The 23,370-nt window shown below is 44.2% G+C and carries 14 protein-coding genes; 3 read left to right on the top strand and 11 right to left on the bottom strand.

Translation table 11 applies throughout. The features are described from left to right. Nucleotides 1-70 precede the first annotated feature (70 nt). From HUJ21_RS05035 to HUJ21_RS05020, 4 genes are read right to left on the bottom strand one after another with little or no spacing between them, the layout of a single operon-like run. On the bottom strand, nucleotides 71-2,524 hold the full coding sequence (locus tag HUJ21_RS05035; RefSeq protein WP_291367863.1) for a TonB-dependent receptor: 2,454 nt from the start codon (nucleotides 2,522-2,524) through the stop codon (nucleotides 71-73). Beyond that, on the bottom strand, nucleotides 2,494-3,849 hold the full coding sequence (locus HUJ21_RS05030) for an HTTM domain-containing protein (protein WP_291367862.1): 1,356 nt from the start codon (nucleotides 3,847-3,849) through the stop codon (nucleotides 2,494-2,496). The genes HUJ21_RS05035 and HUJ21_RS05030 overlap by 31 nt, the downstream gene beginning before the upstream one ends. 13 nt (nucleotides 3,850-3,862) lie before the next feature. Further along, on the bottom strand, nucleotides 3,863-4,987 hold the full coding sequence (locus HUJ21_RS05025; protein ID WP_291367861.1) for an imelysin family protein: 1,125 nt from the start codon (nucleotides 4,985-4,987) through the stop codon (nucleotides 3,863-3,865). Then, nucleotides 4,977-6,128, bottom strand: a complete 1,152-nt coding sequence (locus HUJ21_RS05020; protein ID WP_291367860.1) for a DUF4856 domain-containing protein — start codon at nucleotides 6,126-6,128, stop codon at nucleotides 4,977-4,979. Before HUJ21_RS05020 ends, HUJ21_RS05025 begins: the two co-directional genes overlap by 11 nt. A 488-nt stretch (nucleotides 6,129-6,616) precedes the next feature. Between HUJ21_RS05020 and HUJ21_RS05015 the strand changes: the two genes are divergently transcribed. Beyond that, nucleotides 6,617-8,884, top strand: a complete 2,268-nt coding sequence (locus HUJ21_RS05015; protein WP_291367859.1) for an FdhF/YdeP family oxidoreductase — start codon at nucleotides 6,617-6,619, stop codon at nucleotides 8,882-8,884. 2 nt (nucleotides 8,885-8,886) lie between these two features. After that, nucleotides 8,887-9,759 (top strand): formate dehydrogenase accessory sulfurtransferase FdhD, encoded by an 873-nt coding sequence (gene fdhD, locus HUJ21_RS05010; RefSeq protein WP_291367858.1) that lies wholly within the window; start codon nucleotides 8,887-8,889, stop codon nucleotides 9,757-9,759. 269 nt (nucleotides 9,760-10,028) lie between these two features. On the opposite strand, the gene HUJ21_RS05005 is transcribed toward fdhD, so the two are convergent. The 6 genes from HUJ21_RS05005 to HUJ21_RS04980 form a co-directional block, all read right to left on the bottom strand. Then, nucleotides 10,029-10,226 carry a hypothetical protein gene (locus HUJ21_RS05005; RefSeq protein WP_291367857.1) on the bottom strand — a complete coding sequence of 66 codons (198 nt, stop codon included), beginning with the start codon at nucleotides 10,224-10,226 and terminating at the stop codon, nucleotides 10,029-10,031. Between the two features lie 45 nt (nucleotides 10,227-10,271). Beyond that, nucleotides 10,272-10,715 (bottom strand): Hsp20/alpha crystallin family protein, encoded by a 444-nt coding sequence (locus HUJ21_RS05000; protein ID WP_291367856.1) that lies wholly within the window; start codon nucleotides 10,713-10,715, stop codon nucleotides 10,272-10,274. A gap of 281 nt (nucleotides 10,716-10,996) precedes the next feature. Next, nucleotides 10,997-12,655, bottom strand: coding sequence for a RagB/SusD family nutrient uptake outer membrane protein (locus HUJ21_RS04995; protein ID WP_291367855.1), 1,659 nt, complete (start codon nucleotides 12,653-12,655; stop codon nucleotides 10,997-10,999). 81 nt (nucleotides 12,656-12,736) lie between these two features. Next, nucleotides 12,737-15,835 (bottom strand): TonB-dependent receptor, encoded by a 3,099-nt coding sequence (locus tag HUJ21_RS04990; RefSeq protein WP_291367854.1) that lies wholly within the window; start codon nucleotides 15,833-15,835, stop codon nucleotides 12,737-12,739. 189 nt (nucleotides 15,836-16,024) lie between these two features. After that, complete coding sequence (locus HUJ21_RS04985; protein ID WP_291367853.1) at nucleotides 16,025-16,930, bottom strand: isochorismatase family protein; 906 nt, start codon at nucleotides 16,928-16,930, stop codon at nucleotides 16,025-16,027. Nucleotides 16,931-16,956: 26 nt separating this feature from the next. Then, nucleotides 16,957-19,767: a DUF6797 domain-containing protein gene (locus tag HUJ21_RS04980; RefSeq protein ID WP_291367852.1), complete on the bottom strand. Its 2,811-nt coding sequence runs from the start codon at nucleotides 19,765-19,767 to the stop codon at nucleotides 16,957-16,959. A gap of 283 nt (nucleotides 19,768-20,050) precedes the next feature. Between HUJ21_RS04980 and HUJ21_RS04975 the strand changes: the two genes are divergently transcribed. Continuing rightward, on the top strand, nucleotides 20,051-22,519 hold the full coding sequence (locus HUJ21_RS04975; RefSeq protein WP_291367851.1) for a carboxypeptidase-like regulatory domain-containing protein: 2,469 nt from the start codon (nucleotides 20,051-20,053) through the stop codon (nucleotides 22,517-22,519). Nucleotides 22,520-22,525: 6 nt separating this feature from the next. On the opposite strand, the gene HUJ21_RS04970 is transcribed toward HUJ21_RS04975, so the two are convergent. Further along, nucleotides 22,526-23,335, bottom strand: a complete 810-nt coding sequence (locus HUJ21_RS04970) for a TIM barrel protein (protein ID WP_291367850.1) — start codon at nucleotides 23,333-23,335, stop codon at nucleotides 22,526-22,528. Nucleotides 23,336-23,370: the final 35 nt, after the last annotated feature.

The raw sequence follows: 23,370 nt of genomic DNA, 5'->3' as shown, positions 1-23,370 counted from the left end.
GGAGCAATGATAATGTTGATTAATCCTGCTCAAAATTAAAAATAAAAAGTATTACCTGTCCAATTGCTTTTTAAAAATTAAATTCCACTGTCAGGAAAAAAGTCCTGCCATCAGAGGGGATAATTCCTGGTCCGGGATACCCTGCAGCCCTCCTGGTAAAATAATGGCTATCCGTCAGATTATTGACACTTCCTTCCAATTTAATAAACTTATACAAATAACTCATCGAAAGGTCCATTACCTGGTAAGCCGGGATGATGCCTTCCACTGCGGAAGGGGTCCTTACAGCATTTGAAGCATCTGTGAAATGTTCCTCCACATGGGAATACTGATAGGTCATATTAAAAGCACCCAAGCCAAATGTAACACCGGATCGAATACTAAAGGGAGGCACCAGTTCCACCCTGTTGCCTTCCAGCACCTTTTCATCCGAACTTTGGTACCGGGCATCGATCACAGAAATATTAGTGAAGAAATTAAGTCTGTATTTTTCATTCCAATCCAAAACCCGAAGCAAATCCATTTCCCCAAAAGCCTCCAATCCCATACTGTAGGCATCAGCCACATTGGTTCGGTAGCGATAGATCCGGAAGCTCTCCGGGTCCGTTTGCAATATAGCCCCTATCCTGTCCTGGTACTTCAAATAAAATAAACTGATATCATAATTGAATTTCCTGTCGCGATTGCCACGGATGCCCAAATCAAAGTTATAGCCTCTTTCGTCCTGAATATTTTCATCGACCACCAAATTGGGATTATTTACCCGAATGTCGTTGAAATTGATAGAGCGGTAATTTTGTGAAAAATTGGCGTAGAATTCATGATTTTCTTTAGGTTTATAGCTAAAGCCCAAACCTCCGAAAACAAAACTCCTTTTCCTGTCCAGTGTTTCAAATACCTGAAAAGTTGAATCTCTTGCAAATCCGGTAACTGGATCAGGAATCAATGTTGATCCGCCATAATAACCACTTGCTGCGGTCTGAATATATTCAAACCGAGCACCTGGTGTAAGGCTGATTTTATCGTTGAGATTAAAGACATTTTCGGCAAAAAAAGAAATATTATTTCCGGGAAAATCATAATCTGCATCTTCCAGGTTACCGGGGTTAAGAAACCTAAAATCCGCATCGTCACCTGCCGATCCCAAACCTTGTTTTCTGTCGGTAAATCCTTTGTAATAACGGCCTCCGATCAAAAAGGCATTTTCTTGTTTACCCAGGCGATAATTATACATCAATCTGAGCTCTGAACCGAAATTCTGGAAATCATCTACAAAAAGGTTTCGCTCCAAATCATCGTCAATCCTGTCAATACGGCCCAGATTACCCAGGGCATCCCGCCCCCCGATAAGGCCAAAATTTCTGAGATTAATTTTGAGCTGATTGTTGATTTTATAATCCAACTGGCTAGCCAATAAATTCCAGTTGACTTTAAACCAATTTCTTGACCGGATGGATTGGCGTGGATTTTCTTCAAAAAGGGCATCGGTAAGTCCTCCTGCCTGCCGGGCAAGGTAATCCATCATGGTGTACTCCAATTTCACCTTGAACCGATCATTTGGCTTAAAAGATAGCGCAGTATACGCCATTTTAGAATCAAATTCACTATTGGCTCTCCATCCATCACCCCGCTTGTATTGAAAAAATGCATAGTAATTCCATTTATCTGAGCTCCCGCCTACACTGCTGAAGGTATTCAGAAATCCATAAGAACCGACCGTATTTCTAAGTACCACATTGAGCTTTTTATCCTCAGCTCCTTCCTTCATCACGAAATTCAGCAAACCGCCAAACTGAGTACCATACTGCAAGGATGCCGCACCACGTACCACCTCAATCCGGTCCACCCCCTCTGTGGACGGGGTATAGTAACTTTCCGGATAACCTAAAGCGTCTGCGCTAATGTCATAGCCGTTTTGGCGTACATTGAAGTGGGATGTCCTGTTGGGATCAAGACCCCTTGCTCCTATCCCCAATTGCAATCCAGCTCCATCACTTTCATAAATGTTAAGACCCGGAACCTTGGCATATATTTGTCTGCTGTTGTTGGTCGCCAGATTGGCGGTCATATTATCGAGCTGAATGACTTCATTCTTTTTAGCTTCATAGATGGCGGTTCCTTCGACCGCTCCTAACCTGCGAATGCCATAAGCATCGGAATGGTCACCAATGACCGTAACCTGATTCAGGTCACCACTGATTTCCTCCATCTCTATTCTTAGCTGAATAACCTGTTCATCAGGTCTGATAGACAGCTCCTTATGAAAAGTCTTTCTTCCGGAAAAAAACACTTGAAGAATATAATCTCCCTGAGGGACAGCAAAAAGGGAAAATTCTCCATTCTGGTCACTTACCGTTTGAAAACCTGTTCCCCTCAAAAAAATATAGGCTCCGGGAAGAGATTCTCCTAAGCTTTCAACGGTTCCCTTCACCGTAACCTGCGCCCGTAAAGGAAGGTAAAATAAAGTCAAAAGCAATATGGTCAGCAAGCTTTTCATAAACTTTTCTTGTAAGGTAAAATCCATGTTTTAGGAGCGAAACCGTCTTCGATTTGAGTCAGGTCGGTATTGGAATCTATCAGTAACTGGTTCATTCCACCATTTAAACTGACATATACTTCAGCCCGGATTTCCACTTTTTCATATCCCTGATCCGCCAGTTTTTGCTTTAAAAAATGAGCAAATTGAAGGATCAAATCCGGTTGGGTTGCCATTTGTTTTTCCTGCATGGGACTGAGGTAATCACTGGCATAATCTTCCCATTCCTTTCCTGTAACTTTGTCCCTGATATGAAAAATGGCATATCCGGCCTTTTCCATCAACATCACCCTCCAGGAAAAGCGATAACCCTGCTCCGTCCAGAAAAGATTACCCGGATAAGCATAAGCCCGCAGGGGCAAAAGGAGTTGAAACACCAAAAATGCTGCAAAAAGGCTCCAGATCAGCTTTTGGTAGGGAGCTTTATACAGCATATTCGAAGAATTGTATGCAGTGTCGCTTTTCTTTCGAAAAATATTCCTGAGAAAATCGGCTACTTTTAAATGGCTTTCCGGGGAAAAGAAAATAGTGGTGGCCAGAATCATGATAAAGGGAAACATCCCTATGGGAAATAGCAGCCAGGTGGATAGGTGAAAAACCAATACTGCAATGTAGGCATAGGGCCTTGTCCTGCCATAAAAAAGTAAAAACGGGATACTGAGATCGTAGATGGCCCCAAACCAGCTGAATGCATAAGCCAGCCAAAGTTCACTCATCCATCCACCTATCAGTGGCAAATGATTAAACATGGGAAGCCAAATTTTCAGTGGAAGTGCCTCCATCATCCACGCCGGATTCAATTTCGCCAATCCGGCATAAAAATAGACCATGCTCAACAGCAATTGGATAATGAGCACATACCCATTTGGTATCAGGGAAATCGAAAAACCTTTCCTTTTTGAATCAACTGAAAAAGCTAAATGAGCGGGCATCCAGAGCATCAAAAATGCAACCAGGCTTACAAAGTAATAGTGATTGAGATAATTGGTGACATCTATCAATTCCACATAGGTAAAGGAAAGAAAAAAAAGCAAAGCTGATAGCCTGTAATACAAGCCCAGGGCAATACCTAATGCCGACAATGCCATGGTGATAAAAAGAAGGTACATGCCTGTTTCACCCGGATTGCTAACCCAAGAAAATCCATAGTAGGTAAAATGAAATTCAGGTTCAATATATTGAGTTGCTATCCAACCATTGAAGACAAACCTGAGTACACTGATAAACATGATCAAACCAAAAAGCACCCTGAAATGAATCAATGGTGCTATTGAGATTGGCTTGTTGAAACAGGTATTTATAGGTGCTTTCACTTTATTGAATTAGTTAATCACCGTCATTGTCCTGATAGGTAATCAGCACGCCCAGGGCGGAGGAAAATTCTGTTTTGATTAGAATAACCTGCTTTTGCAATTCCAGATGTGCCGCTTCCGCAGGGGCAGGGTTATTCTGTATGGTAGCAGAAAGCGGTGAAGGTACCTGATCGAGTCTGCTCAGAATCAGGTCAAATTGGTCTAAAATCCGCTGGGCCAGGCCTTCGTCTTCTCCAGTCTTGATTTCAATGAGAAAATCATAAAAACCTTTTCCTTCGTTTCCCTCCCTATTCCCAAGGTAAAAATCCTTCATTCCTGAAATATGGGCTTTTAATAGAGGAATTGATTTCTGGCTGTAATAGGCCTCCACATTTCTTGGAATAATCACCCCCTGAGATCTTTTGCCCAGAGGAATCCCCATCCGGGCATCTCTGCTGAACCTTTCGAGATACTGGGAAAGCGCATTGACCATTTCCCCAAATGAAGAGCCTACATCGGTACCGTCCTTTTGGATAAATTCTTCCTGATAGTTTCCGCCTGAAGGAACCCATTGGTTATAGACCAAATCAATTTTATTCAAAATAAGTTGGCTCACAGCCATCAGGTATTCTTTGCGGTTCCCGGAATTGACGTCAGTACTGTATTTCTCGATGACCTCCTCATCTGAATCTGCCAGGCCATAAATCAAATAATCCATGGCAGGCAAACCCCTGCGATTTGTAGTGCTAAAACCTGTGAGGGAAAACTCGCCGGATTCAATCGCATTGTCAATGGAAAAATTATCGGTCGGAAAGGTATTGAACTCCGCCCTTAGCGTCTGGGAAAATGCAGGGCCGAATTCAAGAAATGATACCTTTTGCCACTGGGAATAGGTATTTTCGAAATCCGCCCGCAGCGCCGTCAGATGGGCTTGATTCGGTTCGCCTGTAAAATTATTTACCGCCTGGTCCAGAAGCGTCATTTGGGCAAGGAGGTTTTCATACCCGGGTATGATCACCGTATTTGCCAGATTCTCAAGCACAGGTTTTCGAGCAGTAACCTCCTGGTTTTCCTCCCCCGAATTTTCAACACAAGAAGGTAACAGGCCAATAAGGCCTGTTACCAAAATCAATGACCCGAGTAAGTGTTTAAAGCGCATCAGCATGGTCATTTAATTCCGGATAGGCGGTTATTAACTTGTCTTTGGCATTTTGAAGGCTTTCACTGCTTACTTTCCAGAAATTTCCATCCGTTCCAAGATCATTTGTCAAAATTGCTGTAATATCACTTTGACTGATCTTTTTACGGGGACTAAATTGAAGTGCCTGGACAAAAGTATATGCCTCAGATACAACGTGCAGCAGGTTACCCTGATCTCCAGATGATAAATAACCCATGGCATCATTGATATAGTGTACTGCCGTGGCAGCAGATACCAATTCATGCAAATCAATTATTATCTCAATCTGTTCGCTTTTCACTGCATGCTCTTTGGCGACGATCGCTGCTCTTCCAAGGATATAGGCATCCATTAATGGTTGACTTACATTGAGCAACCCATCTCTTCCATCTGTATAGTTAGCCCAAAACCTTTTGTATTCAGGGGTTAAAACCGGATCACCATTCGGGAAATCCGTCGGTACGCCCCAATAACCGAATGCTTCATCCCAATGGTGCTCCATAGTGGTGTAATTTTTTCCTTCCACAAGATTCTCATTATCTACTGACTCACCGATTTTGGCTTGACTGAGATAAGAATTAAATATCTGATCGTAAAAAACAGCTCCCATCAAACCCTTTTCTATAAATTGAGTAAATTCCCAACCTTTTTCGTTTACATTCACATAATTTCCTGTATTACCTCTTTCTATCCTTCCTGCTATACCATCGGCAGCAGCGGTATTGTTAGCGGCAACATCCTGGCTGACTTCAGCCGCATCAGACATCAAACTCCTGTAAAAATCAATCTGGGCTGCATTGGTTTTATTTTCAAGTTGTTTGGTTATAGCCTCATTCAGTGCTTCACTGGAAAAAGGGGCATTGGTATTGGAATACATGTCCAGCAATTTCTGGAACGAAAGTGCTTCTCCCCGGTCTCCGGATACCAGGTAACTTTTCATTTCAGAAAGCATGTTCAGGCGATCTGTCTGCCCTTGATAATTGACTGTAGAGGCTCCATCTCTTTCAAAAACATAAGTAGCAGGAGGATTAATGGATACATTATCCGGCACATCTTCTTCCATACAGGAAAAGGCCATCAATCCGGAAAAAGCAATGAGTGAAGCTTGTTTGTAATTCATTTAAATTAGATTTACGAGATCGAGCTTTATTTAGATTAATTATAAGATGACACAAAGTTAAATTCAGAATATTTAAATACAAACATTATTTAGATTAATTGTAAATAAAATCCAGGCTATTATTTGCAGTATTTAGCTGTCTGTGCTGCTGAAAAAGAAATCAGATACAGCAGTTCCAGAAAGAAATTCTTTTTTTTCATTATGCCGCCCAAAAATTTCCCTTATTCCTGCCAAAAATTACGGAACATTAAAAACAAAGCGTAACGGTAAGAAAAAAATTGATATTATTACAGGAACTTCATGAATTGAAAACTGTCGTCAGATAATGCTCTATGACGTCGATTTTAACCCGATGGGAAAATGATCGGGTTTGCAGGTAGAATAGTATTTTTTAAGGTATTAAATGGTAATGCTATAAAGTTTACGTTTCTTTAAATGTAAAAGTAGTAGCAGTAAAGATTTCCCTAACCCTAAATTGACCTTAAAGTATGAACCCAAAAAGAAAAGTTAAACTAAGCCCTACCGGCCAAATTGCGGCCGGGCCCAGATCCATCCAATCCGTAGCCCGGGCTATCTGGGAGGAAACGCATGTGGGAAGAGGGGTGAAAACGCTATTCAAACTTAACCAACCCAAAGGCTTTGATTGCCCCAGTTGTGCCTGGCCGGACCCTGACCCTGGAGAGGTATCCAAAATTGCCGAATATTGCGAAAATGGGGCCAAGGCTGTGGCCTGGGAAAGCACTTCTAAAAAAATAGATGCCGACTTTTTCCAAAATCACAGCATCGCTGAATTATTGGAGCAATCCGATCACTGGCTGGAAAAGCAGGGCCGGCTCACGTCACCCATGGTGCTGATGCCCAATAAAACCCATTATCAACCCATTTCATGGGATGCCGCTTTTGCGCTGGTTGCAGAAAAACTTCAGGAACTGGATCATCCGGACCAGGCCATTTTTTATACCTCCGGGCGTACCAGCAATGAAGCTGCTTTTCTTTATCAGTGTTTTGTCCGGCAATTTGGCACCAATAACCTGCCCGATTGCTCCAACATGTGCCATGAGGCTTCCGGAAAGGCTTTGAATGAAACATTGGGCATAGGCAAAGCTTCTGTTATTCTGGACGATATCCGGCATGCAGACCTGCTGCTGGTATTGGGTCAGAATCCGGGCACCAATGCCCCCAGAATGCTGACTGCCATGGAGCAACTCAAGAAAAATGGGGGCAAGATCATTTCGGTCAATCCCCTGCCAGAAACCGGGCTGATACAGTTTAGGAACCCCCAGAAACCCTGGGAATGGTTGGGCAAACCCACCACTTTGCATGACCTGCACCTGCAGGTAAAAGTCAATGGAGACCTGTCTCTGCTAAAAGCCATGCTAAAATTACTCCTGGAGGCAGACAAGAAAAATAAAGGCAAAATACTTGACCACACTTTTATAGCAGATAACACAAGTGGCCATGAGGCCCTTTTCCAACACCTGGAAGCCTGCAACTTAAATGAGCTCATTGCAGCAAGTGGAATTTCAGAAGATCAGGTTAGAGAGGCTGTGCAAATGTTGGCTGAAAATAAAAACATCATCATTGCATGGGCCATGGGAATTACCCAACACCGCAATGCGGAAAACACCATTCGGGAAATTGTCAACCTGTTGTTGGTAAAAGGGTCTATCGGCAGAAAAGGAGCCGGCACGCTGCCCGTGCGTGGCCATAGCAATGTACAAGGTGACAGGACCATGGGAATTTGGGAAAAAATACCAGATGCATTTCTGGATAAATTGGGAAAGGCTTTTGACTTTCACCCCCCCAGGAAACACGGTGTTCCTACTGTTGGCGCTGTGCAGGCGATGGCCACTGGTGAGGCAAAAGTGTTTTTTGGTATGGGGGGCAATTTTGTCCTAGCAGCTCCGGATACCCATAAAGTATTTGAAGGAATGAAACAATGTGACCTTACGGTCCATGTTTCCACCAAATTAAACCGCAGCCACCTTGTTCATGGTAAAACAGCCCTGATCCTTCCCTGCTTGGGTAGAACTGAATCAGACCTATCAGCCAAAGGACCTCAATTTGTTAGCACAGAAGATACCGCTGGTCGCATCCGCATGTCTTCAGGGGACCTTGAGCCTGCCTCCAGAGAACTAAAGAGCGAAGTTGGAATTATTTGTACCCTTGCCAGAAAGGTATTGGGTCCGGACAACGCCACCGATTGGGAAGGCATGGCAGCCGATTATGACCTTATTCGTGAAAAAATCGAAGCGGTAATTCCCGGATTTGATGCCTACAATGAAAAAATCAGGGTTCCCGGAGGATTTTATCTACCCAATGGAGCCCGGGAGGGTATATTTAATACCACTGATAACAAAGCCCAATTCACGGTCAACTACCTGGCCAGTAGACCGGCCTCAAAAATGCCCTTTGTTCTGATGACGGTAAGAAGCCATGACCAGTTCAACACCACCGTTTACGGGTACGACGACCGGTACAGGGGCATTCAAAACAGCAGAGAGGTGGTCATGATGCACCGGGAGGACATGAAAAATACGGGATGCCAATCCGGTGATCTGGTGAAAATCACCAGTGTTTTTGAAGGAGAAAAAAGGGTTCTGGAAGGTTTTCAGGTAGTCCCCTATGATATTAGCAGGGGTTGCCTGGCGGTATATTTTCCTGAAGGCAATGTTTTGGTGGCCCTGAACAATAAATCTGATGAAAGTCACTGTCCTGCATCCAAATATATAGAGGTTTTTTTGGAAAAATTGTAGGCATGATGGGTAGCAACAGTTTGGTAGTACATGGTTCGGTCGTTAAATATGAAAAGGAGAGCACAAAATCCATTCAGGATTTGATGGCCAGGGAAGAGCCCCTGCAAATCAGATTGGAGTTTGAAAAGTCGGGAAGATGGCACAAAAAGGACCTTTTGGTCACCATGCGAAGTCCTGGTGCTGATTTTGATTTGGCTTCTGGCTTTCTGTATTCAGAAGGAATTATCCGTAAGGAAACGGACATTTTGCTGATGCGTTACTGCCGGCAGGTAAAGGAGGAAGAAAAAGGAAATGTATTGCTGGTCCGGCTTGCACCCAACCCGGATATGGATTTATTGGGGCTGGATAGAAATTTTTATACCCATTCCAGTTGTGGAGTATGCGGAAAAACAGCCATTGAAGCTGTCAAATGTAAGGCAGCAAGCCTATCAGAGGATCCGGAATGGCAGGTAGATCCGGAGACCCTGATGTCCCTGTCTGGTAAGCTTTACGAGCACCAAACAGGCTTTAAATACACAGGTGGCTTGCATGCTGCGGTATTGTATGATGCTACGGGAAAAATGGAATTGATCAGAGAAGATGTGGGCAGGCACAATGCCCTGGACAAATTAATCGGAGGCGCATTAAGGGAAAATATCCCCGTTCACCATCGAAAGATGGTTTTACTTTCCGGAAGGGTGAGTTTTGAGATGGTTCAGAAATCAGTCACAGCAGGTATCCCTCTTTTGATGGCTTTTGGTGCACCAACCAGCCTGGCAGTTGACCTGGCAAGAGATAAAAAGATGACTTTAATCGGCTTTTTGAAAAATGATGGTTTTAACGTTTATACCGGTCAGGAAAGGATAAAACAGTGGGTAAAAAAATCACTGAAATAATACCCACCATTTGCAATGGAAAAATCCATTTTGAAAAGTTTATTTATCACCTGAAACAAAGGTAGGTACTGGCGAGGTCTTAAAAATACCCGATTCGGGGTATTTTTTATACATTTTCAGGTATTTTAGGTTTTTCCATGGTATACTTCAGGGTTTAAAAAAGTCATGCAATCGCAATCAAATTTAAGTTATAAATGCAAAAGGCCCAATAAATCGGGCCTTTTGAAATAAGTTTGAAATTCAAACCACCTGATGGGTTTCCAAAGCCATCATGACATGTTAAACCTTTGGTTATCTCCGGATACCTCGGTGAACAATCCATTTTGCAACATCCATTTTCTCAATTTGGATTTCTCTTCTTTCGTTAGTATTTGATTGGCTTTAGTCAACTCTTTTTTTAATAAACTGTAATCAAAGCTAACTTTTTCCAAAATCATTTTGTAATAATCCAAATAAGATGTTTTCATGTGTATTCATTTTGGTTTTAAAAAACTATTCTCCAGAAATCCTGATCAGGAAATATCAATGATTTTTATTGGTTTTCTTTTTGCTTCTTCGCGTTTTGGCAAAAATAGAGTTAGCATGCCCTGATTAAAACTGGCATCAATCCCTTCCGAATTGACGGTATCCGGTAATTGAAAGGAGCGACTGAAGGAGTGGTAGTTAAATTCCTTCAAAACGTACTGATTGCCCTCAGCATCCCTAGATTGGTGCTGGTCCATATTACCGCTTACAGTGATCACCTGGTTGTCCAGCTCCACTTTAATATCTTCTCTTTCCATTCCTGGCAATCCAACCTGAATCCTGAATTCCTCATTGGTCTCGATAATGTTGACCATAGGCACGTATGCGGTATTCCAGCCTGACCTGTTTAAACTTAGTAACTCTCTGGACAACATGTCCTCAAAGAATTGCGGACGCTGTTTTCTTCCGCTTTTACTGATCACATTTTCCATGGCGTGTAAGTTTTAAGTAAAACATCAAATAACTACATTCAATGGGCTACAAATTGTCGATCAAACAACAACTATTAACCACTAATTACCGATCTTCAAAGCCCATGCCAACTCTAAATCAATTAAAAGCGGCCGGTGCTTCCAAAGTCAGTTTGACAGCACCTAAAGGGACTTAAAAACCTGCTGTCATTGGATGGCTGACAAATTGTCAAGGCATTTGTGACTGTGCATTATTTACCAGAAGCTAAATGATGCTGCTAAATCAGGGTAAGCAAGTTAAACTATTGGTAATTGGGGTTTTGGCTGATTAAATCTCTTCCCAGATCAATCTGATTTTGAGGGATAGGGAAATACTCATTTTTACCTGCAACAAAGTTTGCCCCGGATAAATGAGGTCTCCTTGTCTTTTCAACCTCAAAATATGCGTTAAGCACTTTATCCGCCAAACCCCATCGTACCAGATCAAAAAACCGATGCCCTTCATGGGCCATTTCCAGCCTTCTTTCAGTCCTTAATGCCTCCAAAGCTTGCTCTTCGTTGGCAAAGGGCTGAGAATAAAGCTGAATCTGATAGTTGTCCGCTTCTGAAGTCCCTTCAAGATTCATTACCTTACTCCCCAACTGAGCCCTTTCCCTGACCCTGTTAATGTATTCCCTTCCCTCTTCCAATTTTCCATTTTGAATTGCTGCTTCGGCCTTCCAAAGAAGCAGGTCAGCATATCGGATGATGTAATAATTGAGGCTATTGACATAAGGCCAAATCTGCAGATGGTGCGGAGAATTGGCCGAAACCATTCGCTTTTTGGGACCATATGGCCCATAAGTAGACAAATCTCTGGCCCAGGAAGGATCGTAATTGATCTGCAGGTCAAGGTAGGGAATACCCGGTCTGGCCAATGTGTGGTCAATTCGGGGATCAAACCTTTGATCTTCTTCAGGATCCAGGTTATCCGTAACCGGCATACCGGCTGCATTGGTTTTAAAAGCATTGACCAAATTTTGAGTAGGTCTTAAAAAACCATATTGCGGATAAAAAGGTCCTCCCGGAGCCATCAGCCTGTCTCCAATAGATCCGTTATAATTGTTGGGTGATCCATCATTGATAGCATGCTGTACAGCGAATATAATTTCCGGGCCATTGTCGTTTTCGGGTAAAAAAACATCCCTGAAATTCGGCATCAATTCATAGTTACCACTGTTGATAACCTCATCAGCCGCCGCTTCAGCTGCTGCCCAGTCTTCACGAAAGAGGTATACCTTGGCCAGGTAAGCTTTTGCAGCCATTTTGGTTGGTCTTCCCGCATCGGTTTGCGTATCTGGCAGAACATCATAAGCCTGATCGAAATCAGCTATTATTTTATCCCAAAGTTCATCATTACTCAAGCTGGTATTGGAAACATAATAGTCTTCTGCAGTTTCTGCTGTTTCATCCACATAAGGTATTCTGTTATAGATTTTCTTCAGTTCAAAATAAAAGTGGCCTCTCAAAAACCGCATCTCTGCCAGTCGGGTTTGGTCCAGTTCAGGAGCCATTTCACTGCTTTGCTGGATCAGCCGAATAGCCAGATTGGCCCGTTTGACACCTTCATATAGTGCCAGCCACTTTCTTTCTACATCCCGAATGGTGGGATTGGTCAGAAATAGCTCCATCTGATGAATTTGATTTTGGTCCCCCGTGCCTCCTCCGCCTTTATAGGCGTCATCTGAAACCACATCTCCAAAATTCCAGTTGGAGGCCGGAGAATTAAATGCACTGGATGCATCGTCCATTTGTCCATTTAGGATACTATAGGCTGAGAGAATGGCCCCTTCCAGGTTTTCAGGCCGGAGGATTTGATCCGGAGAAATTTCCCCGACCGGTTCCTCATCAAGGAAAGCTTCAGAGCAGGATGCCAACAATAGGCAGGACAATAATCCTAAAATATATATGGTATTTTTCATTTGACAATTGCTTTATTTTCAAGTAGTAATTATGTTCTCCGGAATTAACATTCCGAATTTTTCAAATGGTATACAGATAAATTACAGGGTTAGATTCACACCTAAAGTAAAATTCCGGTTGGGTGGATAAATCCCCCTATCAACCCCTATATCCAGGTTTCTCAATTCAGAATTATAGTTCTGCAATCCGATTTCGGGGTCCAATCCTTCGTACCCGGAAATGGTAAATAGGTTTTGGGCTTGCAGGTATATCCTGAACTTTGTCAGGCTCAGCTTATCCAACACTACCTCCGGCAAAGAATAGCCGACCTGGATATTGCGCAAACGCAGGAAAGAACCATCCGAGATAAAATAGGAACTGGGGCGGATGTTGTTGTTTCTGTCATTGAGGGATAACCTGGGTATGGAAGATCCTGTATTGTCAGGTCGCCAGGCATCCAGTACCCGCTCATGCTTGTTGTAGGCACTCAGATTGAAGAAATCCAGGTAATAACGGGTCAAATCATAGGTTTCATTACCAAAACTTCCATAGAAAAAGAATGCTGCATCAAACTGTTTGTAGTTGCCGGAAAAATTCAGGCCGAGGGTAAGATCCGGATGCGGGCTTCCTATAAATGTACGGTCCTGATTATCAATGATACCATCATTATTGATGTCTCTGAATTTCAGGTCTCCAGGCTGAGCCTCTGCCTGGGTAGCATGGGCTGCAATCTCCTCCTGTGTTGAAAAAATCCCCAGGGATTCAAACCCGTAAAAAGAAGCGATGGGCTGCCCTACCGCAGACCTGGTGACCTCCTGGCCAAAGTTGACCGTATGTAACAAGGAGCTGGGAAGTGCAATATAATCCACCTCATCTGGCAGGGCCGTCAACTCATTCTTAAGTGCTGTAAGATTCAGACCAACGGAATAATTGAAATCACCTTCCGGTTTACCAAAATATTGAAGGTTTAATTCTACACCTTGATTTTTCATTTCTCCGGCATTATCCCAACTTGAAATATTGGATCCTCCCAGCAGGGGCGTGAGGGGCCTTTCGATGAGCATGTCACTGGTTTTTTTGACAAAATAATCCAGGTTCAGACCCAGGCGGTGGTTGAATAAGGTGGCGTCTACCCCCAAATTTGTTTGGGTAGTGGATTCCCATTTAAGGTTAGGATTTCCATTTCTGGTTTCAGTCAAACCCAAGGCTACACTGTTCTGAGAGCCGGAAATGGGGTAATTGGAGTAATTGGGATAGCTCCTGTAACTGGAGAAGGTAGAGTAAGGAGGAATATCCTGATTACCGGTTTCACCCCAGCCCAACCTTAATTTCAGATCATCAACCATAGACAAATCAAAAAACTCCTCGCCTGAGATCCTCCACCCTGCCGAAAATGCGGGGAATGTACCCCATCGGTTATTGGCCAGTTTGGAGCTGCCATCCCTTCGCATGGTGAGGGAAGCCAGGTACTTGTCAGCATAAGCATAATCCACCTTTGCCAAATAGGAAAATAAAGACCAGTCTGAAGCTGACCCGGAGTTTCGCTGATCCGCGCCATCACCGGCATCCAGATACCTGAAATTTGGATCGTCGTAGGGAAAGCCAAAGCGGCTGGCTGAAAAGCCTTCCCGGTAAAATGAAATGGCTTCTATTCCTGCCAGTAAGCCCACCTGATGCTGGTCAAAACTACGGTTGTAATTTAAAGTATTGGACCATACCCATTCATATTGGTACTGATTAGAGGTATTGAGATCACTTAACACCCGCTGGGTGTAAATTTCTTCATAACTGGGATTAAACCTCCTGTAATTGTTATTTTCGAAGTTAATTCCCAAATTGGTTTTCAGATTCAATCCTTCAGCCAATTCCAGATTGGCATACACATTGCCGAAGATTTTCAGGTTTTTACGGACGTTGTCTTTGTTTCTATACAATCTTCCGAGTGGATTTTGGTTATCACTGGTAGCTGAACCTGCAAAATCTCCATTGATGTCATAAACCGGAGAAATGGAAGGGAACCGGTAGGCATCATAAACCACACTTCCCAAAGCGGCATTGGTGGTCACATCCGTGTTCCAGGTATAGGCAGCCGTGACATTCTCCCCAATGGTCAGTCGGTCAAAAACTTTGAATTCTGAATTAAACCTTGCTGCAAAACGCTTGAAGCCAGTATACTTGATCAAACCTTCCTGATCAAAATAATTGAAAGAAAGAAAATGATTGGCATCTGTTGTGATTTTGGAAAAATCAAGATTGTAAGATTGTATCAATGCGGGCCTGAATATTTCCCTCACCCAATCCACATCTGCAGATGGAACAGTTTCTTCCTGATCTATCCAGGTAGGAATGACCGGTTCGGATCCGGATCCATAAACATCACTTGAAGGTTGCCCCCCATCGTTGATCGTTGCCTCCCATAATAGATCTCCATACTCCGCTGCATTGAGCATGCGGGGAAGATTAAAGGCGGTTTGAATTCCTGCATAGCTGTTGAAATTCATTTTGGTTTCTTCGGTACGGCCTCTTTTGGTGGTAATGATGACCACACCATTGGCAGCTCTGGATCCATAAATAGAAGCCGCAGCAGCGTCCTTTAGCACTTGAAAAGTAGCAATATCATTGGGGTTGATCATGTTGATTCCGGAAGTAGTCGGTACCCCATCGATCACATACAGTGGATCGTTGTTTCTGATCGTGCTAAATCCCCTTACCCTGATGGCTACTCCTCCTCCAGGGGCATTGTCAGACACCACATTTACTCCAGGTGCCCGGCCCTGAATCATCCCATCAATACCAGCAGCAGGGATATTGGCTATTTCCTCTATATCAATGGTGGAAACGGCACCGGTAACATCCTTCTTTTTCTGGGAGGTATACCCGGTGACAATAAACTCATCCAGGAAAAGATCGTCTGCCTGCATGCGGATTTCCAGGTAATTTTGGTTCTCGATAGAAATTTCTCTGGGAATGAAACCTACATAGGAAACCAATATCTGGTTTTCTCCACCCGAAAGAAAGAGACTGAATTTACCATCAATATCCGTAATGGTGCCTGAAGTAGATCCTTTAACCGTAATAGCTGCTCCAATCAAAGGTTGTTCAACATCGTCGTATACAATTCCTTCGATTTTTTGTTGCGCATTAGCCATCCCGCTATACAGCAGGAACAATACGCCAAGTAAACGTAAATTTTTTCGCATGTTTGATTCAGTTGGTTTTAGCTGCAAAACTCAACAATGAATCCTAAACAATGGTAAAATAGAGGTTATCTGTTTGTCAACATTTAAAAAAAAATACAACAACTTTTTAATGAAAAAATAACCAGGTCTTCAAACCTGGTCAGCTAATTCAATTGCGAACACATCTCCACATCCAATTGGGGATAATTGCTAACGCTTATCTCCTGCAAATTTAAACATCGGCTTTTCCGCAAAATCCGTACTGAGCATCGTGGGAGCCCAAAACTTTTCCACATGCTCCACCACCAAATTGGTCCCTTTAAAATGGTCTACATATGGGGGCATTTCCGGATTGTACATGGTATCGGTCATATCCCTCATCAAAACGACATTTTTGTCCAGATTGGCCATTTGGCGGATAGCAAAAGGTCTGCCCAACACGCACATGTTTAAATGCACCCCCATGACGACGATATTGTCTATGCCTCTGGATTGAATGATATTGAAGATTTCCTGTCCCTGATCGGAAATAAAATCCATTGCTTCAATTTCAATCTCAGGCGTTTGCCGGGACCAGGCCTCCCGTTCAATACAGGGTTCACCATTCGAACAGGGCTGATCACAACCCCCATCACTGTCATCAATGGGTAAAGCTGCTTCCTGTTCAGGATCCAGGTAGCACCAATCGTTAATGGGAAAAGCCTCGGGAGCCGCATGGTGGGCAACTGCCCTGGCCGCTTTCCTTTGAGGCGAATCAGTGTAAAAATCCATGGTTCCGCTGGGAGCATGGATAATGGTCACCCCCTTTTCCCTGGCTGCTTTGATCGTTTCATTCATTTTAGGGGCCAGCTCAGCCACCCTTCGCGTAGCACTTTCACACCAATGCTCATCCCACATGTCTGTGATGATAAAAGCCGTTTTTGAAGGATCCCAGGATTCCTGAAATTCCCTGGATTCCCAAGCCATGTTTTCGTTGTTGATTCGCACCTGTTTTCTCAGATTTACTTGAATCAGTTCGGACTTTTGCGATGTTTCTTCATTTGCTGTACTTTGATCCCGCTGCTGGCATGCGGAAAACAATACCAGGACAAATAGTGTACAATTGATATAGTTCATCTTACCGGATTTTTCGGTAAGATACTTTAATTTTTTAATGTTTTAAAATACAATATAATGGAATCGATATCATTATCAGAAAGAACTCCAAGAAAAGAAGGCATTTCCCCTTCCCTGCCCTTCACCACTTTTGCTCCCGGATCAACGATCGATTCTTTCAGGTAGGCCTCATCGGCTTTGGCAGTACTACCATCTTTGAATTCCCGCTCTGTTCCATAAAGGCCTTTTACTCCCGGACCTATTTTCCCTTCATTATTATCGTCTATGGCATGGCAGGCAATGCAGCCATAATTCATAAAAAGTTCTTTGCCTTTGACCGCATCCGGAGCTGCTTCATTATTTTCGGCTAGCATAGCCGGATCGAATTCCTTATTGAGGTCTTCCTGGTTTATATTAACAAAGCCTTCTGCCAATAAGTTGGGCATCAGCACCTCATTGACTGTCATCCAAACCTTATCCGACCAGGAGGTACCTGTTGCGGTGGTCAAATCATAGGCAACTTCCATTTGCATCACTTTGGATATGTTGGGAACCGAAAGAAAAACTGCCTTTTTATCATCCGATAAAAAAGCTTCCAAAACCGGAAGGTTTTCTTCACCTACAGCACCGTCCAGCTTGTAATGTCCGGAACCATACTTTTCTGTCCGTAGGTAATTCCATCTTTTCACCTGATAATTGGCCAAATCAGTTGCAACTGCTTCATCTAGTTCCTGTTCAAACCTCAAAACCACTCCCCCATCCCTAATTTTATAATCTGTGGGCAGCAAACTTTCCTTTCCGGTATACCTGAGCCGTAAAAAAGCACTTAATGTTTCTGAATTATGGCCCCACAAGGAAAATCCTGTGATGTAGACCATACCATCTTCCGGATTGACTGCTCCATTCATGGTTGGTGCAGGATAGGTACCTGGAATGACGGAAGCCCCGCCCTGAACCACCTGGCTGGCACTATCAATTTTTATCAAAAACAGACCTGGCCTGCCATAGGAAAGGTGGATCATTTGATCATTGAGAGGACCCATTTGATCGCTGGTTACCCAAACCTGACTTACTCCCGAACGGTCCTGGTTATGAGGAATCCAGGTAATGGGTGGGGTAACATCCGGAATAGGATCACGGTGGGCAGTCGCCGGCACACCGAAATAATCGTCCTTCCTGATCAACATCACTGGTGTGGATGGCATGTAATGCCCCTGTTGATCAGAGCCGGTCAGCCAGCCCTTTTCCGGATGAATGCCCAGATAGGGTCCCCTGAAACCACTGGCAAAGGTACTGATGCTGCGGCCGTCAGCCGAAACCTTTAAGACCGACCCATCGTGGTGGGAGGCAGATCTGAACCCCATCAGGGACTTGGGTGAGGAAGTTTCCGGTCCCATGTCCAGCGCCCCAAATTTAGCCACATAAAATCCACCCTCAGGGGCAGCCACCATGTCACTGGCCCATTCCCTGGTTTCTATGGATTGCGCCATCAGATTGGAAAAGTTTTCATAAAAGTCAGCAACACCATCATCATTCAGGTCATGAAGACGGGTAATGCCCTCTTTTCCGTAAACATAAATGTCCCCACCTACCACTTCTATGCTCTGGGGCTCATACAGCCCTGAAGCATACCGGGTCCAGGAAAGCCTTTCCAACCCATCATCTATGCCATCTACCATCCAGACATCTCCTTCAAATGTGACCATGGCTGCCTTTTCACCTCCCATAAAACTCAAATCCACCAACCGGACATTTCTTTTCCAGGGATTGGGAACAGGTAAAGTGAGTTGGTCTGTGACAAAAGCAGCCGTATCGGGAGATATTTTCCCCTGTGTAAGAATTTCTTCAGTCCAATAGGGCTTGCCTCCTTCACGCTCATCAGGTAATGCTACTTCAAATTCCCGGAGGGCATTTTCAAATGAACTGAGTTCAGCAGTCTGACCCTTCCAGATCAATAATCCGAATTGCAGTTCCTCTTGTCTGGAGTTCACCTCTACCAGCAGGTACCGGTCATCTTCCACTAGTAGTTTTACTCCGCCGGAGCCCGCAGACAATGCCAAAGCGGTGACATTCTCTTCGGATTCTCCCTGATAAACCAAAACCATGTCATCTTTTACTTCAGTTCGGGTGCCATTGGTTACCTCGGCAACGGACAGGTATAATTTTTCTGCGGATGGGGCTACAGCAAATGATCTGGTAAAAAAGCTATTCTCATCCCGGACAAGGCTGCCCGGATATTCCTTGATTTCAATACCAGCTACCTGGTAGGACAATACTACCTTATCCTCCAGGGTGTAGATCCCATTCCACCTGCCCAGCTCCGGAGATATTGGTCCCCAGGGAGGACTTTGGGGATGGGGCGAAGGCCTTCTGGGATCAGAATGCACAGGGTTTCCCGCAGACCAGCCCGGATAGGTGCCGGTTGCAATTTTCGGTTCACCTCCTATGGTAGGAAGTTGATTGCCCTTATTGTGAAAATCATCGTAGGATACCTGGGCCATGGTCACCATGGGCATAAAATCCCCCGTCCAGGCGACTGTCCAGCGCAACATATCCGTATCAAAGCAGGCATACGCCTCATTTCCCAATTGCAAGGCCAGCACCCTGGCAGAAATATTGTTTTCCGGAAAACCTTGACCCAACTCTCTGGCATCCATTGAGGTGGCAATAAAAGGAAACCCAGGCTCCACAAATCCGGCAAATTCCTCCTTTTCAAAGTCCACTTCAGTAATTTTGATTTCCTCTTTTCCACAAGATGAAAGGAAAGCAAATAAGATCAGGGTTTTAACTGTGGCTTTAATTTTAAAATGCCCGAAGATCTTTTGCAGCGCCTCGTTCAATCGGAAGGAATTTGTCATTGTTATTGTCATTGAATTTATTGAAGGCACAAAATACGGGCAAAAGATGTAAGTACAAAACTAAATAAGATCAAATCAAAAGGGTAAACCTGGAAAGAGATCATACTGATTCATTCCATTATTAATTTTAACTAAAATTCTTTTGGGAATTATTAAATATAGCCGAACATTAGCCAATATTTGTGTATAAATTGATACCAACAAAAACTGCAAAATTGAACAGGAATAGATGAAATCCCATGGGCTACTGATCTATCCGATTCATGCAAATCAACAGGACAAGATGAAACAATACCTGAGTTGTCTTATATTTTTAGTGGCTACCTCACTGCAAGCCCAGGAAAACATTACCCAAACCATACGTGGTAAAGTCATTGATGCGGATGGCAAATACCCACTGACAGGGGTTACCGTCCTACTGGTAAATGATGAGGCAGAAGATTTGGTAGGCACCACTACAGACCTGCAGGGAGAGTTCAGGCTTGAGCAAATTCCCTTGGGAAGGCATAACCTGAAATTCAGCTTTATGGGATACAAGGAGGTGATGTTAAGTAACCTAATCCTGACCTCCTCAAAGGAATTGATCCTTGAGGTAGCCATGGAAGAAATGGCAATTTCCCTTGCTGATGTGGAAGTTCGGGCCACCCGCACCGGTGAAGCCCAAAATGAAATGGCCATCGTCAGTGCGCGTGCATTTACCGTGGAAGAAACCGACAGGTATGCAGGTAGCCGTGGCGACCCTGCCCGAATGGCTTCTAATTTTGCGGGGGTGCAGGGGGCAGATGATTCCAGAAATGATATTGTGATCAGGGGAAATGCTCCCGGATCGGTATTATGGCAACTGGAAGGGATCAATATCCCCAACCCCAATCATTTCGGTGCCTCCGGAACTTCCGGGGGTCCGGTAAATATCATCAACAACAAGATATTGGCCAATTCCGATTTTTACACCGGGGCATTTCCTGCCGAGTTTGGCAATACCGTCTCCGGGGTTTTTGACCTGAAGTTCCGAAAGGGAAATAATGAAAAGCATGAAAGGAGCTTTCAATTGGGCTTTATGGGAGCTGAGCTTTTCCTTGAAGGCCCTCTTCGTAAAACTTCCCGTTCCGCCTTTCTGGTGGGATACCGCTATTCCAGCTTGCAACTTTTTTCAGCTTTGGGAATAGATGTAGGCACCACAGCCGTTCCCAGATACCAGGATTTGGCCTTTAAATTTAATTTCCCCCTGAAAAATAAAGGGAACCTCTCTGTTTTTGCTGTAGGAGGAAAAAGCAACATCGATATCAAGGTTTCAGAAGAAAGTACCGAAGACCGAAACTTGTATGGGGAAAAGGACAGGGACCAGTATTTTGGTTCCAGAATGGCTGTAATGGGCATATCCTATGAAAAAGTCCTGAAAAACCAGACCTATATGAAAGCTACCCTGGCAGGTTCCCAGGAGCGGGTCCAGGCAGAACATTACTACATTGTGGGTCGGGTACAGCCCGATGGTTTTATCCGTGTCCAGGATTTGCCGGCCATACTTGGCTATAACTTTACTACCAACAAGTACTCCCAGGTATTGAGTTTTTTTAAAAAAATTGACAATAAAAACACCCTGAATTATGGGTTTCAAAATGATATATTCGGCTTCAACCTGATGGACTCAGCCCGGCAGGTGAGTATTTTACCCCAAAATGATCCCAACGCTCCCTTAGAATACCAAAGCACCGCCTGGCTAAACCGATGGAATGAGGATGGCACAATGGCCGTATTGGCCCAACCCTACCTGCAATGGAAGCATAAGCCCAATGAAGCCCTTTCTTTGGTGATGGGATTGCACCAGCAGTATTTTTCGCTTACAGACAGCTGGTCTCCATTTGAGCCTCGTCTGGGAATAAACTGGAAACTGGATGAAATGCAAAACCTGAATATGGGAATGGGTTTGCATAGCCAAATCCAGCCTGCCTATACCTATTTTTACAAATTTACGGACCAATCAAGGCCTGACATGGGCTTCCAGGCATTTAACAGGGAAATGGATTTTACGCGTTCCAAGCACCTGGTGCTGGGCTATGAGCGGATGCTGGGCAATCAGATCCGGATGAAGTGGGAAACCTATTACCAGCATTTGACCCGGGTACCCGTTGAAAATCGGGCCTCCTCTTTTTCCCTTTTGAATTCTGGTGCCAGTTTCAACCGGATTTTTCCGGAAGTTGGCCTGGTCAATGAGGGAACCGGGGAAAACTACGGACTGGAGCTTACCCTGGAAAAATATTACAGCAAAGGGTATCTTTTTTTGGTCACCGGCTCCCTTTTTGAGGCCCGTTACCAAGGCAGCGACGGGATCTGGAGGGATACGGAGTTTAATGGAAATTATGCCTTCAATTTCCTGGGCACTAGGGAATTTCAAACCAGAAATGGCCTGATCGGCATTGGTACCAATATCACTACCGCTGGTGGAAGAAGATACGGACCGGTGGATGTAGAAAGAACGCAGGAGCAACAGGAAATCATCTATCAGGATGAAAGCAGAAACTCCCTGCGGTTTGACCCCTACTTCCGAATGGATTTAAGGGTCAATTACCGAATCAACAGGAAAAAACTGAGCCACGAAATCGCCCTGGATCTGATCAATATCCTAAACACCAAAAATATCCTGAACCTCACCTGGGCACCGGATGAATTGGAAAATCCTGACCCGGAAAAGTCCATCATTCAAAATTACCAATTGGGCTTTTTACCCATATTTTACTACAAGGTAGATTTCTAAATCCAATCAATCCAGGTAACGCTGTTTGAGCAGGTTCATCATGTACACATTGATGTCCCATTGGTTGGCAACAGGCATCTGTGTATAGGCTAGGGCAGGCATATAGGGAGAGGGGCCGAATTCAGTGGTTATTCTCAGGGTACCTCCCTCCTTTCGGTGCCGTTGGACCACCCGGTCCCACCATTCCAGATGGGCCTGCAAAGCTAAGGACCATTCCGGAGCCCTTGGGTCACTGACCTGGGGACCTTCCGGATGCCCTACCCTGCTGTGAATATGGTCTGTACGGGAAATGGCCAACTCAACGGCCTCCCTTTGGTCCTCCAAAAGCGATTCGTGCACATTGCACCAATGAGAAATGTCCAGGCATATCCTGAGCTCAGGCAGCTTTTGAAAATACATTTGTGCTATCGGAGCAGCGTACAGGCATTTGCCCCTGTGTGTTTCATGGGTGATGGGAATGCCGGATTGGGCCGATAATTCTGCGGCAAGCCCAAAATGACGGGCATTGGCTTCAAAATCAAAAAAATCCTTTCCCGTCTGGCAGTTGATCAGCACAGGATCAGCAGCGATCAAATGCCTGAGATACCGCTCATAACTTTGGAGATTTTCCAGAGGATCAGCTTCAAAGGACTGGTAATATTGGCCTATAAGCTCAAGTTGGTGATCTTTCAGGATATTGAGCACTTTGTCTTTTTCAGGCTTCTCCTGAGGCAGTTCCATTTCTATTCCATCATACCCCGCCTCTTTGACATTTTCGCAAAAGGCAGCAAAGGGAAGGAAATTACCCCAAAGGGGCGCATAGAATTTGATTGGCATGGCAGGTCTGTTTATTTAAGGATAATTGCTTCAGC

Origin of the sequence: Cyclobacterium sp., from assembly GCF_014762705.1 — a bacterium.
Classification (GTDB): Bacteria; Bacteroidota; Bacteroidia; order Cytophagales; family Cyclobacteriaceae; genus Cyclobacterium.
This window is presented reverse-complemented; position numbering and strand designations above follow the sequence as displayed.

Coding starts and splice junctions, on each gene's coding strand:
- HUJ21_RS05020 (WP_291367860.1), bottom strand. CDS start 6,128: ATGAATTACAAACAAGCTTCACTCATTGCTTTTTCCGGATTGATGGCC.
- HUJ21_RS04980 (WP_291367852.1), bottom strand. CDS start 19,767: ATGACAAATTCCTTCCGATTGAACGAGGCGCTGCAAAAGATCTTCGGG.
- HUJ21_RS05025 (WP_291367861.1), bottom strand. CDS start 4,987: ATGCGCTTTAAACACTTACTCGGGTCATTGATTTTGGTAACAGGCCTT.
- HUJ21_RS05000 (WP_291367856.1), bottom strand. CDS start 10,715: ATGGAAAATGTGATCAGTAAAAGCGGAAGAAAACAGCGTCCGCAATTC.
- HUJ21_RS05015 (WP_291367859.1), top strand. CDS start 6,617: ATGAACCCAAAAAGAAAAGTTAAACTAAGCCCTACCGGCCAAATTGCG.
- HUJ21_RS04970 (WP_291367850.1), bottom strand. CDS start 23,335: ATGCCAATCAAATTCTATGCGCCCCTTTGGGGTAATTTCCTTCCCTTT.
- HUJ21_RS05005 (WP_291367857.1), bottom strand. CDS start 10,226: ATGAAAACATCTTATTTGGATTATTACAAAATGATTTTGGAAAAAGTT.
- HUJ21_RS04990 (WP_291367854.1), bottom strand. CDS start 15,835: ATGCGAAAAAATTTACGTTTACTTGGCGTATTGTTCCTGCTGTATAGC.
- HUJ21_RS04995 (WP_291367855.1), bottom strand. CDS start 12,655: ATGAAAAATACCATATATATTTTAGGATTATTGTCCTGCCTATTGTTG.
- HUJ21_RS04985 (WP_291367853.1), bottom strand. CDS start 16,930: ATGAACTATATCAATTGTACACTATTTGTCCTGGTATTGTTTTCCGCA.
- fdhD (WP_291367858.1), top strand. CDS start 8,887: ATGATGGGTAGCAACAGTTTGGTAGTACATGGTTCGGTCGTTAAATAT.
- HUJ21_RS05035 (WP_291367863.1), bottom strand. CDS start 2,524: ATGGATTTTACCTTACAAGAAAAGTTTATGAAAAGCTTGCTGACCATA.
- HUJ21_RS04975 (WP_291367851.1), top strand. CDS start 20,051: ATGAAACAATACCTGAGTTGTCTTATATTTTTAGTGGCTACCTCACTG.